The organism is Paenibacillus turicensis (assembly GCF_050461185.1).
Lineage (GTDB): Bacteria > Bacillota > Bacilli > Paenibacillales > Paenibacillaceae > Fontibacillus > Fontibacillus turicensis_A.
On sequence record NZ_JBCMOR010000005.1, the window covers coordinates 558,577 to 572,168 of the forward strand.

At 39.9% G+C, this 13,592-nt stretch carries 10 protein-coding genes; 9 read left to right on the forward strand and 1 reads right to left on the reverse strand.

All coding sequences use genetic code 11. The features are described from left to right. Positions 1 to 62 precede the first annotated feature (62 nt). The 3 genes from ABE099_RS04680 to ABE099_RS04690 all read left to right on the forward strand — a co-directional run bounded on the left by ABE099_RS04680 (position 63) and on the right by ABE099_RS04690 (position 4,380). A complete protein-coding gene (locus ABE099_RS04680; RefSeq protein WP_430027817.1) occupies positions 63 to 602 on the forward strand; it encodes an NADPH-dependent FMN reductase in 540 nt (179 codons plus the stop codon). Between the two features lie 223 nt (positions 603 to 825). Then, the gene (locus ABE099_RS04685) at positions 826 to 3,276 is read left to right on the forward strand and encodes a heavy metal translocating P-type ATPase (RefSeq protein ID WP_430027819.1); all 2,451 of its coding nucleotides are present in this window, start codon (positions 826 to 828) and stop codon (positions 3,274 to 3,276) included. 327 nt (positions 3,277 to 3,603) lie between these two features. Next, a complete protein-coding gene (locus ABE099_RS04690) occupies positions 3,604 to 4,380 on the forward strand; it encodes a class I SAM-dependent methyltransferase (protein WP_430027821.1) in 777 nt (258 codons plus the stop codon). Positions 4,381 to 4,670: 290 nt separating this feature from the next. On the opposite strand, the gene ABE099_RS04695 is transcribed toward ABE099_RS04690, so the two are convergent. Beyond that, positions 4,671 to 6,710, reverse strand: coding sequence for a CotH kinase family protein (locus tag ABE099_RS04695; protein WP_430027823.1), 2,040 nt, complete (start codon positions 6,708 to 6,710; stop codon positions 4,671 to 4,673). 232 nt (positions 6,711 to 6,942) lie between these two features. Between ABE099_RS04695 and ABE099_RS04700 the strand changes: the two genes are divergently transcribed. The 6 genes from ABE099_RS04700 (at position 6,943) to ABE099_RS04725 (ending at position 13,421) form a co-directional block, all read left to right on the forward strand. Continuing rightward, positions 6,943 to 7,854, forward strand: coding sequence for a helix-turn-helix transcriptional regulator (locus tag ABE099_RS04700; protein ID WP_430027825.1), 912 nt, complete (start codon positions 6,943 to 6,945; stop codon positions 7,852 to 7,854). 180 nt (positions 7,855 to 8,034) lie between these two features. Continuing rightward, on the forward strand, positions 8,035 to 8,775 hold the full coding sequence (locus tag ABE099_RS04705) for a zinc ribbon domain-containing protein (protein ID WP_430027827.1): 741 nt from the start codon (positions 8,035 to 8,037) through the stop codon (positions 8,773 to 8,775). Between the two features lie 138 nt (positions 8,776 to 8,913). Next, positions 8,914 to 9,606, forward strand: a complete 693-nt coding sequence (locus ABE099_RS04710) for a winged helix-turn-helix domain-containing protein (protein WP_430030469.1) — start codon at positions 8,914 to 8,916, stop codon at positions 9,604 to 9,606. Then, complete coding sequence (locus ABE099_RS04715) at positions 9,603 to 10,634, forward strand: sensor histidine kinase (RefSeq protein WP_430027829.1); 1,032 nt, start codon at positions 9,603 to 9,605, stop codon at positions 10,632 to 10,634. The genes ABE099_RS04710 and ABE099_RS04715 overlap by 4 nt, the downstream gene beginning before the upstream one ends. A 98-nt stretch (positions 10,635 to 10,732) precedes the next feature. Then, on the forward strand, positions 10,733 to 11,497 hold the full coding sequence (locus ABE099_RS04720; protein WP_430027831.1) for an ABC transporter ATP-binding protein: 765 nt from the start codon (positions 10,733 to 10,735) through the stop codon (positions 11,495 to 11,497). Beyond that, positions 11,484 to 13,421, forward strand: a complete 1,938-nt coding sequence (locus ABE099_RS04725) for an FtsX-like permease family protein (protein ID WP_430027833.1) — start codon at positions 11,484 to 11,486, stop codon at positions 13,419 to 13,421. The genes ABE099_RS04720 and ABE099_RS04725 overlap by 14 nt, the downstream gene beginning before the upstream one ends. Positions 13,422 to 13,592: the final 171 nt, after the last annotated feature.

Here is a 13,592-nt window from a genome sequence, read left to right on the forward strand (position 1 = left end):
AATAAGTATGTTAATATAAGTTCATGGAAAACGAAACACAACCATTTGAGGAGGAAAATACCATGTCTAAATTAAATATCGGAATTATTTTAGGAAGCACTCGTGAAGGAAGATTAAGCCCACAGGTTGGGGAATGGGTAAAAAAAATTGCGGATGAGCGTAATGATGCTAACTATGAAATCGTAGATATTGCAGATTATAAATTGCCATTACTAGGTGAAGCAGATGCTACCGAGCAAGCTACAAAATGGAATGAAAAGCTGAATAGTTTAGACGGATTTGTATTTATCGTTCAAGAATATAACCATAGTATTTCCGCTTCTTTGAAAAATGCATTAGATTATGCGCGTGAAGCTTGGAATAATAAATCTGCAGGGATTGTAAGTTATGGTTCTGTAGGTGGCGCTCGTGCGGCTGAACATTTACGTGGCATTTTAGGTGAATTGTCTGTTGCGGATGTACGTGTTCACCCTGCATTATCTCTATTCACTGATTTTGATAGCAATGGTAAATTTACGCCTGCTGATCTTCACTTAACAAACTTAAACGGGATGTTAGATCAAGTGTTGGCATGGGGCGGCGCTTTAAAAACATTGCGTTAATACTTAAAATTAAGTTTAAATAAGAGAACACCCTCTTTATGGACGTGGTTCTAAGCCTATGGCTTGGTAGGAGTCCTCATAAAGGGGGTTTTATTTTATACTTTACATACCCCTAGGGGGTATATTATAATGAGTGAAGAAGGAATGGGGAATACTGTTATATTATTCACTAAATTATACCCCCTAGGGGTATTTGAACTAATATTAGAAAAGGGGACTAGCGATGAGTACACCAAAAGCTGAAGCTTGTGAGCAAACCACCCTCCAAATTTCGGGGATGACCTGTGCAGCATGTGCAACACGAATTGAAAAGGGATTAAAAAAAATAGATGGTGTTACAGATGCAAATGTAAATTTAGCACTTGAAAAAGCAACTGTTACTTATGATCCTAAGCTAACAAATGTATCGGAGATGGAAGGGAAAGTTGTTCAGCTTGGGTATGATACAGTGAAGGAAGCCGTTGAGTTGCAAATTACAGGGATGACTTGTGCAGCATGTGCAACGAGAATCGAGAAGGGATTAAACAAACTGTCAGGTGTCACAGGTGCAAATGTGAATTTGGCACTTGAGACCGCCCATGTTGAGTATAACCCTGCCATGGTGGATGTACGAGATATTCAAAACAAAGTAACACAGCTTGGTTATAAGGCGGAGCCTAAGCAAGAGGTGATGGATGCTGGACAACGAAGACAAAAGGAAATTACAAAGCAAAAACGTAAGTTTATCATTTCTGCTATTTTAGCTTTGCCATTATTATGGTCAATGGTATCTCATTTTTCATTTATGTCGTGGATTTGGTTGCCTGATTTATTTATGAATCCTTGGTTCCAATTAGCACTTGCGACCCCTGTCCAATTTTATATTGGCGGTCATTTTTATGTAGGGGCTTATAAAGCATTAGTGAACAAAAGCGCAAATATGGATGTACTAATTGCACTTGGAACGTCTGCTGCTTATTTTTATAGCCTGTATTTAACAGTAGAATGGGCAAGTAATGGCGCAGGACATCATGGTCCAGATATGTATTATGAAACGAGTGCTGTATTAATTACATTAGTACTACTAGGTAAATTGTTTGAAATGCTAGCCAAAGGACGCACCTCTGAGGCAATTAAGACGTTGATGGGACTTCAAGCCAAAACAGCGCTTGTTGTAAGGGATGGAGTAGAGCAAAGTGTTCCGATTGAGGAAGTTGTGGTTGGGGACATTGTTATAGTAAAGCCAGGTGACAAAATTGCTGTAGATGGTGAAATTATTGAAGGTCGCACTTCTGTAGATGAGTCTATGCTGACGGGTGAAAGCTTACCTGTTGAAAAGCAAACAGGGGATACCGTCATTGGAGCTACGCTCAATAAAAATGGAGTGATCCGTATCGCGGCAACTAAAGTGGGTAAAGATACTGCACTCGCGCAAATTATTAAGGTGGTGGAGGAAGCACAAGGCTCCAAAGCACCTATTCAGCGTATTGCCGATGTAATCTCTGGTATTTTTGTGCCAATCGTTGTTGGGATTGCTACTGTTGCTTTTCTAATTTGGTATTTCCTTGTTTCACCGGGTGAGTTCGCACATGCGCTTGAAATTGGGATCGCAGTGTTAGTTATCGCTTGTCCATGTGCGTTAGGTTTAGCGACTCCTACCTCGATTATGGCAGGTTCCGGTCGTGCGGCAGAGTTTGGCATTTTGTTTAAGGGCGGAGAGCATTTAGAAACCACACACTTAATAAATACAGTTGTCCTTGATAAGACAGGTACAGTGACCAAAGGTAAACCTGAATTAACAGATATTATTGTGCAAGATATCGATGAGCAGTCATTTTTAAGCTTAGTTGGTGCGGCGGAAAAAAATTCAGAGCATCCATTAGCTGAAGCCATTGTAGCTGGGATTATGAATAAAGGGATTGAATTAGGCAATACGGATGAATTTGAAGCGATTCCGGGTTTTGGCATTTCAGCGGTTATAAATGGGAAAAGGGTGCTTGCTGGCACACGTAAGCTGATGACAAAATATGAGATTTCCTTTGAAGATGCTTTGCCACAGATGGAGCAGCTTGAGGAATCTGGAAAAACTGCAATGCTAATTGCCATTGATGGTAAGTATGCAGGCATAGTGGCTGTTGCTGATACGATTAAGGAAACATCAAAGGAAGCGGTTGAACGGCTGAAGAAAATGGGAATCGAAGTTGTTATGATTACAGGAGATAACGGACGCACGGCTGCTGCAATTGCAAAGCAAGCGGGGATCGATCATGTGTTAGCAGAAGTTTTACCTGAAGGAAAAGCAGAAGAGGTGAAAAAGCTACAAGCACAAGGCAAAAAGGTAGCGATGGTTGGGGATGGAATTAACGATGCACCTGCCCTTGCTATTGCAGATATTGGAATGGCCGTAGGCACAGGTACGGATGTAGCGATGGAAACAGCGGATGTTACCTTAATGCGGGGCGATCTAAACAGCATTCCTGATGCGATTTATATGAGCCGTAAAACGATGAGAAATATTAATCAAAACTTCTTTTGGGCGCTTGGTTATAACAGCATTGGTATTCCTGTAGCGGCCTTAGGCTTGCTAGCGCCATGGGTGGCTGGTGCAGCAATGGCACTTAGCTCCGTCTCTGTTGTGCTAAATGCCTTGCGTCTACAACGGATTAAGTTAGGTAAAAATGGAGCATCGGAGTAATAAATTGAAAGTAAAATTTTCTGCTTATGATTACAATAATAGGCAATTGTGATTGTTTGTTCATAATCATTGATTTTTAAAAATTTGTTTGCTACCATACCTATTATATAGCTTTGGAGGTGGTTCGTCATGAACAATATGCGAATTAACTACTCGGTGCAGTTGATTTAATCTGATAGCAGATTGCACACGAGAGGTTAGATATTTGTTATCAGTAAATGAGATTGATTCAACTGCACCGATTTCTATTGTGAGCTAAATAGCTTATTACTGCACTACTGTAGGTTTGTACCTGAAGATGCAGATATAGAAAAGGAGTAGTTTAAAATGAATGAAGTAAAATTACAACAATTAAAGTTAAAATGGAAGCAAGCAGAGGCTCAAGCCTTCAGTGGCTGGGATTTCTCATATATTGCAGGACAAATGATAAGCGCACCCTTACCATGGGATTACAGAGATATTGTAAATCACTATTTAAAGTCAGATTATGAGCTATTGGATATGGGGACTGGTGGTGGTGAATTTTTGCTAACACTTGATCATCCTTATCATTTAACTAGTGTGACAGAGGCTTATCCGCCTAATATAGAAATTTGTAAAAATAAACTTGTTCCACTAGGAATTACTGTGCAAGCGATAACGGATGACCATGATTTAGGATTTGCGGATGAATGCTTTGATATGATCATCAATCGTCATGAGGCGTTTGATCCTAAAGAATTGTATCGTCTCTTACGTCCAAATGGGTATTTCATCACGCAACAGGTTGGTGGGCTAAATAATAAGGATTTGTCTCGTAAAGTTGGAATCAACCGTGAAGAAGGTGACTCTGAACATAATTATTCAGAGCATCATCTAGAAAATAACCTAGATTTACTTCGTAAAGCTGGGTTTAAAGTGTTAGTTTCTAACGAGTATTTTCCGAAGATTACATTTGCAAGTGTGGAAGCTTTTGTTTATTTTGCAAAAATTATTGAGTGGGAATTTCCTCACTTTTCAGTGGAATCTTGTTTTGAACAACTATGTGAGTTACAAAATGAGCTTGAAGTGAACGGACTTATTGTGGGAACGGAGCATCGATTCATGATTGTGGCTCAGAAGTAATTTGAATAAAAAACTATTATAATAGTACAAAAGGATGTTAAAATAAGTAAAAAGCCTATAGTCCCGACTTCACAAGTCAGGCTGTAGGCTTGTTTTATGTAAGCTTGATATGGTAGCTGCATTGACAATATCCATCATAAATATTCTGATCCTCAGTTCAATGTTCTTCATAAGAACAGTACAATCAGGGAGGTACGAAAGAAAGTCCACCTATGGGTGGACTTGTGAGATATTTCCCTCCATAGGTGGACTTCTATTATTGGTGCTCTGAACGTAGCCATTCCAATTTGTTATTTGGATACTAGGCTTACAGTTCTATTATTTTGGTTCCAGTCCACCGTTAATCCCAGACCCTCCGAAATGAATCGAACAGGCACCAGTGTACGGTTGTTCTGAATAACAATCGCTGTGTCCATTAGCAGCTTTTCACCATTTACGGTTGCTGTATTGCTTCCAATCTGGAGTACAAAGGTCTGTTCGCCCAGGACAGCTGTCACTGTTTTCGCTGTTTTATCCCACTTCACGTCTGCGCCCAGCGCCTCCAAGATCGCATTCACAGGAACCATTACACGACCATCTTGTACCAGGGGATTCTGATCCGGGAATGTAATGTTCTTGCCATCCAGTGAGATAGTGATGGTTTGTTCTGTAGTTCCAGCAGAACTGTCTGAGCTTTCCTCATTATCAAATGTAGCGGGCAAAGGTGTCACTTCACGGCCCAGCTGTTCCTGCAGATTGGCAAGGCGGTTAAGGGCAAAGGTTGTTAATGAACCCGATGCCATGGAGCCCATATTTATTCCCCCGCCGCCGAAGTTACCTCCCGGACGAGTTGGCATATTATCGTTGCTGGAAGCTGCACCAGATGTATTGTCCCCCGTAGTTGTCCCAGATTGAGCTGGAGGAGTCATCCCATCCGGCGGAGTGCTGCTTTCGAAGCCCTCTGGCGGTGTCATGCCTTCCATACCTCCCGGTGGAGTCATACCTCCGAATCCTTCTGGTGGTGTTCCCATTCCGCCTGCATCTGTAGTTGCAGAATAAGAAATGTTGGATTCAAATTGCTCTGTTGTGTAAAACTTGGTCGGGTCTGCTTCAATATATGGACGAATTTCATCTGCCAGGCTTGTAATGCGATCCTGAATACCTTCCATATAGTCGGTCAACTTGTTGACATAAGCCAGATACTTCGCTTTGTATTCCGGCACAGCAAGTAAATTATTAATCATTGGGACCTGATCCATACTGATGCCTAGCACAGGCTCGTCTACCGATACATTGGTTGCATTGGTATTCACTGCTGTAGTTGTTGTGCTGGTTGCAGCAGATCCTGTAGTCGTAGTAGCTGCGGCTTGATTACGGCCCCTGCCTCCACCACGGGAATAACCGTTAAAGGACATGTTGAAATCCCAAGGTATAACGGTAAATTTACCGTTGACATCGCTGTACAGCATGTAGTTGTGCCCTTTATCTCCGTTGTAGCTGTCGTAATTGCCCAATACAACGTTGCCAGCAATATATTGAAGAGCGGAATTAACATCCAGCACGCTTTCGATGTTTCCTTTTTCACCTGCTGGCATATCGTTTAAGGTTTTAATGAATTTTTTGAGTTTGGCCTTATCCTTGTCCGTTCCCAGGTCCTTGGTGATCGTGCTGTAATCGCTACCTTCTTCGTATTGAAGATAGCTTTTTTCATCTGTGTCATAGAGGACGCCATCTTTATAGCTCTCACCGTAATTGCGCTCAAGATAACTGTCGTCTATTGCTTCCACCCCTGTGTAGAAACCAACCAGTTCCCCGTTGACATACAAATTGACGTAATTGGTCATAGGCACATTCATGCCAATACTGCGTAGCGCTTCATAATGGAGCACCTCTCGCATATAAGATGGATCGGAATAATTGTTATTCAGTACCATCTTGTCCAGCCCAAGCAGTGTTTGTGTTTTATCATATTTATCGAATTTTAGCCTGAAGCTGTAGCGGTCAGAATCCTTCATAGAAGCAACCGATCGGAGTGTCATGTTTCCTTTGGTGGAAAAACCAACATTGCTGAGCTTGTTGCCATCCACTTCAACACTCACATTTTTGTAATCCTTATCCATCGGGCTTTCTAGCATGCTCTTCCAATCTGCTTCGTCAATCGTAATTTTCACATCAATCACGTTATCTGTCTGAAAGAGCGACTTATAAGCCTGTGTGACACCTGTGCTTTTTGCTGTTGTAGATATCTCTGCGGCCCATGCCACATTCGAGGTCATAACTAGCCCATAAGAAGAGCCTACCAACGTTACGGACAATGCCGTGACTGCAACTTTTCGTAATAAATGATTCAAATGGTGATTCCTCCTTTTGTTTTTCCAGTAAGCACTGCGGCTTGTAAAACCATGATAGAGAATAAATCTTTAGTGAATCTTAAATTAAATCCCACTTCAAATTTTCTATGTAGATGCTGGTACTCCGCTTTTTCAACGAACATCCATTTATATGAAATTTTTGCTCAATTTAAGTTATACTACTTATATAAAGTTATGAAATGCGGTGGGTTATTTGAAGATAGAGCGTCTTTTGTCCATAGTTATTACGTTACTCAATCGCAAACGTGTACAGGCGAAGGAGTTGGCAGATACATACGGGGTGTCCATTCGTACAATTTATCGGGATATAGATACGATTAGCTTAGCAGGTATCCCTATTGTAACGTATCAGGGTACAGGCGGCGGAATCGGTTTAATTGAAGGATACCATTTAGAGCAAGGTTTGTTGTCAGAGGAAGAGATGAAGGATATTGTCATCGGTTTACAAAGTATATCTACAGTATTGGATGAGAATCGGACAAGCCAGTTGCTACAGAGATTCCGCCGATTAAATAGTAATGCGGAACAGGCTTCCTTTGTTATAGATTATTCTGGCTGGAAGGAAGATACGAAGGAAAGTGATGCTCGAAATTATATAAAGTCTGTCATAGATGCTTCTTACATGTTGTCATTTCAATATTGTAATGTAGATGGGGTTAAAAGTGAACGTGTAGTTGAGCCACATACATTGGTGCTAAAGGGTCAACGCTGGTATTTGTATGCTTATTGCAGTGATCGTCAAGCATTCCGTTTATTTAAACTATCTAGAATGGAACAGATAAGTAAAATAGAGCAGCATTTTGAACCAAGAGATATTTCAAAAGAGGTGCTTCCTTGGAAGCCTGAGTTTATTAAGTCAAAGGAATCTGCTTCTCCGATATTACTTCAATTTAATAAACGTGCCAAACATATAGCGGAGGAATGGTTCGGACATGAAGCATTGCAGTTACAGAAAGATACAGGGACATATCTTGTCCATGTTCCTTATCACGAAAATGACTGGTTGTATCGTTTTATTTTAGGCTTTGGTGCCGACGTCGTTGTGGTGGAGCCACTCCATTTAAGATATAAAATTCGAGAGCTGGCATTAGAAATTGCAGATCATTATAATGATCAAAATTAAAAATTAGTGGTTGACAATGATGGAGGTGGTAGCTACGAGACAGAGGGTTCCTCCGATCATTGTTAAAACCAGATTCCTTATTTTTCCACGGCAACTTGAGGGTTGAAATCTAACCTGACACTTTGTTGTCAGCTTACCCCTGCTATACTGTCCCTATCATAAACGAAGGGATGGATCAAGATGCAACAGTTTTGTCAGAGCTGTGGGATGCCGTTACAAGACAAGCATATTTTAGGTACGGAAGCAAATGGTGCGAAATCAGAGGAATATTGTAGTTATTGCTATCAAGATGGCAAGTTTACTGCGCCTAATATGGCAATGGAGGAAATGATTGAAATCGGGGTGTCTGCCCTGCAAAGAGATGGAATGGAGGAACAACAGGCGAGAGCGATGTTAAGTAGTTTTTTACCTAATTTGAAGCGGTGGCGCAGTGAGAGTGAAGCGTTGCCTTCATTACCAATTAAGCAATGTGTGTTACCGTCAGTTAGATTGATTGGGATTTCAGCACGCACAACGAATGAAAAGGAAATGAAGGGAGAGGGTTGTATTGCCAAGCTGTGGGAGCAGTTCTGGAGCGAAGGTGTTCCCCATCGTATACCAAGCTATGAAAGTCACCATCCTGTATACGGCTGTTATATAGATTATGAGCAGGGGGCAGAGGGTGAGTATACAATTTTTATTGGTATAAAGGTGGATCCAGCAGTAGAGTTGCCGGAAGGGTCAGGCCTCAAGGAAGCAGTAATTCCTGACGCTACTTATGCAATTTTTCAGGCAGGAGAAGAGCATGCCTCTGTTGCTTATGCGTGGCAGCATATTTGGAAATGGGCTGAATCGGGACAAAGTAAACGAACGTATACTGGAGACTTTGAGGTTTATGAGCAGGGCAAACCTACACTTATATACATCGCTGTGCAACCATAAATTATGATGCAACAAGACCGAACTATTTTCTTGGAGCTCTGAAAAGAGTTTTGAGAGTAGTTCGGTTTTTTTGTTATGATATACTTTGCAAAGAAGGTTAACTGTACAATGAGTCCAATAGAAATGAGTGAAGCAAATTTGTTTAAAATTATGCTGATTGAAGATGATACAAGTCTATTTAATGAGACAAAGGATCGCCTTGCTGGATGGTCTTATGACGTATATGGGGTACAAAACTTCGGAAATGTGCTCCAGGAATTTATTGAAATTGCCCCGAATCTGGTCGTTATTGATATTCAATTACCACAGTTTGATGGTTTTCATTGGTGTAGGCTGATTCGTTCTCATTCAAAAGTGCCGATTATATTTTTATCTTCCCGTGATCATCCTTCAGATATGGTGATGGGGATGCAGCTTGGTGCCGATGATTTTATTCAGAAGCCGTTTCATTTTGAGGTGCTGATTGCTAAAATCCAAGCAACACTACGCAGAGTATATAACTATAACGCAGACGGTTGGGTAGAGCTGAAAAGCTGGAATCAAGCGACAGTGGAATATGTGAAAAATACAGTAAGTAATGAGTATGGCGTTGCTACCTTGACGAAAAATGAAATGTATATTCTCAAAATATTAATTGAAAACAAAAATAAAATTGTTAGTCGGGAAGAACTGATTACATCACTGTGGGATCAAGCTCATTTTGTGAGCGATAATACGTTAACTGTTAATGTGAACCGTCTACGAAAAAAGCTGGAGCCACTTCACCTTGACGAATATATTGAAACAAAGGTTGGACAAGGCTATATCGCGCTTGAAGAGGTGTCCTCATGATTTTGAAGTATTTAATTGAGAGACGAAACTGGATTTTGTTGTTGTTTGGTTTGCAGGGAATCAGTTTATTGGTTGCTTATGTGGATCAAGCACTTTCTTTTTCCTCGCTTCTTTATATGGTGGGCTTAAATGTACTCATTATCGTTTGTTTTTTAATTGTCAATTACTTAAAAGAAACAAGGTATTATAAAAGTTTATTAACGTGGGATCATACGTATGAGCTTGGGGAAATAGAGGGAAATGCCACTCCTTTTGAACAAATCGTGCACCATGCACTTCAGGAGCAAACGCTACGGTACAAACAACAAATACATACAAATGTAGCGTTATTAGAGCAGGAAAAGGATGAATTGTTAGCTTGGATTCATGAGGTGAAAACGCCACTCACAGCGATGAGTCTTATGCTAGATCGTGTGGACGATAATTCGTTAAAAAATGAGCTTAGCTACGAGTGGCTTCGTATTCATCATTTACTTGATCAACAGCTCCATCAAAAACGTATCCCTTTTATGAAAAATGATTTGGTTATGGGACTTGTGCAATTAGAGGATATTTTCCACTTGGAAATTCAAGGCTTACGTTCATGGTGTATGGCTAAAGGGATTGGCTTTGAGCTTGAGTTGGAAGTGGAGCAGGTAGTTACAGATGAAAAGTGGCTAGGTTTTATTGTGAGACAACTGCTAACCAATGCGGTGAAATATAGTACTGGTTCAGATATTGTGATTCGGAGTTACAAGGATAAGAAAATGAATGAGGGTAAGAAGGAGGAGGAATCTGTTAAGTTAAGTATTTCAGATCAAGGGCGTGGAATATTAGAAAAAGATATACCACGTATTTTTGATAAAGGCTTTACTTCCTCCAATGGACGACAACAGGGGGATGCGAGCGGGGTGGGACTTTATTTAGCAAAACAAGTGGCAGATGCGCTAAATATTCAATTGGATGTGTCCACAGTTTGGGGGGAAGGCTCTACCTTTACACTCACCTTCTCGCAAAAAAATAAGTTCTTGAAAGTGAATGGCATGTGACAATAATGTCATGTGCTTTTTTGTTTTGTATGATGAAACGAAGGAAAACAGTACTGCATATTAGTTATGATGTAAGCATAAAGGAGTGATTGTCCGTTATGTTGATGTTAGAGGCTCAAAAAATTTATAAAGAATACGGAAATAAGTTTAATAAGCAAGAGGTATTAAAGGGTGTAGATTTAAGTGTAATGCAAGGCGAGTTTGTGGGCATTATGGGTCCCTCTGGCTCTGGCAAAACAACTCTGCTAAATGTGTTATCTTCGATTGATCATGTTAGCTCAGGCTCCATTCAAATTGAAGGGAAGGAATTTACGAGCTTGAAGGAAAAACAGCTTGCAGAATTCCGCAAAAAGCATCTTGGCTTTTTATTTCAGGATTATAATTTGCTAGATACATTAACGGTGAAAGAAAATATATTGTTGCCTTTGTCGATCACAAAGCTATCTAAAAAAGAAGCGTTACGTCGGTTTACACGTATTGCCACCCAGCTTGGTATATTTGAAATTAAGGATAAATATCCGGCTGAAATCTCAGGAGGGCAAAAGCAACGTACCTCTGCCGCGAGGGCTTTTATCCATAACCCTAGCATTATTTTTGCAGATGAGCCTACAGGTGCGTTAGATTCTAAATCCGCATCAGATATGCTCGATAAGTTGTCGGACATGAACAAGGAATATCAGGCTACGATCGTGATGGTTACGCATGATGCTGTAGCCGCTAGTTATTGTAGCCGCGTTATTTTTATAAAGGATGGTCAAATTTATACGCAAATTAATAAGGGAGAAGAATCACGAAGCACATTTTTTAACGATATCATTAAGGTTCAGACCGTATTAGGTGGTGTTCACAATGAATCTGAGTGATCTGATCGCCCGCAATCTGAAAAAAAATACAAAAAACTATTATTTGTATGTTTTTGCGCTTATTTTTAGTGTTGCTTTGTATTTTTCCTTTGTCACACTCCGGTTTAATCCTGAAATGGATGAGGTGAAAGGTTCAATCAAAGGTGCCGCTGCGATGCATGCCTCTTCCGTCTTGCTTATCTTAATTGTGGCAGTTTTCCTCCTGTATGCAAACATGATTTTTATAAAACGACGGAATAAGGAAATTGGTTTATTGCAATTAATTGGATTAACTAAGGGTAGGGTTTTTGCCATATTGAGTATCGAAAACCTAGTTATTTATTCAGGCTCGTTATTCATCGGAATTATGTTTGGTTTTGTGTTTTCTAAGTTAATGACGATGATTTTATTCAAAATTATTCAAGTGAAGCAAACGGTTGAGCTACAGTTTTCATTTGCGGCTTTAGAGCAAACGCTGTATGTATTTATAGGTATTTATCTCCTCATTATGTTGATGAATTATGTTTTTATTAAGAAGCAAAGCATCTTATCTCTGTTTCAGGTCTCCTCTAAAGCGCAAGTAGTAGTCAAAAAAATGAGTGCATGGGAAATGGGCGTTGGGGCGATCGGTTTATTGATGATTGCTGGCGGCTATTTCTTATCGGCTAGCATGTTTGAAGAAGATATTAATAATATGAATAAACTGCTAATTACTATGCTACTTATTCTTTTTTTAGTTATCGTTGGAACCTTTATATTTTATAAATATTCTGTTCGCTTTATTTTGAATTTGATTCGGATGAAAAAACAAGGTTATTTGTCTATACGTGAAGTATTGTCTTTGACCTCGGTTATGTTTCGCATGAAGTCCAATACATTACTTTTAACTGTGGTTACTACGGTTTCGGCTCTTGCTATTGGGCTATTATCCCTCAGCTATATTTCCTATTATTCTGTTGAAGCTGTGGCAAAAGCAGCTGTGCCTAATCAGTATTCCTTTCATAAAGCTGAGTTTAGAGATCAATTAACCCATAAATTGGATGAGGAGGGAATAAAGTACAAAGAAACCCATCACCAAGCGATTAAGCTTGGCTTAAACATCAATGATATATTGAAGGGTACAACGGCATTACTTCAAAATAATTTGCTTACAACTGCCTTAATAAGTGATAAAAGTATACAAGGTATGGAGCTAGGGCCTAATGAGCTAATCATTGCTGGGAGTAGTGATGCTGCTCGACGAGTGATTCCTTTAAAGGAACAGGGCCAAGTAGAAATCCAAGGTAGTGAAGGATCGTTGACTTTAAATTTAGTAGATATTCAAAAGCAGGCTGTGTTACCAACCTATTATAATAATGGTGCTTATACCGCAATTGTTAGTGAGGTAACGTATCAACATATTTTAAAGGACTTAAAGCCCAAGTTAGACGGTAAAGAGCAGCTATTGGAGTATTATGGAATAGACATTGTGAATGCTGAACAGCGGGAGAAAAGTAATGAAATCTTTAGTTCACTTCAATTCTCCTCTCCAAATTTCTCTCAACAAGAAGCTGAAGATTATCAACGTTTGAATATGGGGATGATGATGTTTATCGTTGGTTTCCTTGGTCTTATTTTCTTAATCACTTCGGGTTGTATATTATACTTTAAGCAAATGGATGAGGGAGAAGAGGAGAAGGCTAGCTATACCATTTTACGAAAGCTTGGCTTTACGCAAGGGGACTTATTACAAGGAATTATAAGAAAGCAGTTGTTTAACTTTGGGATTCCGCTTGTTGTTGGTCTTTGCAATAGCTATTATGCGATTAAATCAGGCTGGTTTTTCTTTGGAACGGAGCTGAGTACCCCGATGATCATTGTGATGGTGTTATATACCGTGTTGTATTCGGTGTTTGGGGTGTTGTCTGTGCAGTATTATAAGAGGTTAATTAGGGCGTCGTTGTGAAAGTTTTTAAACGGTTCTATTAAAAATCAGTACTTGACGACGCTTAGAAGCTAGCAACTAAGGGCGCAGAGAGTTCTTACGATTGTTGTTAAAGACAACCTTCAGAATCTCTCTGTCTCTTTGCTAGTTTGGGTTAGTTGTCATGCACTGATTTCAAGATTGAGCCATTTA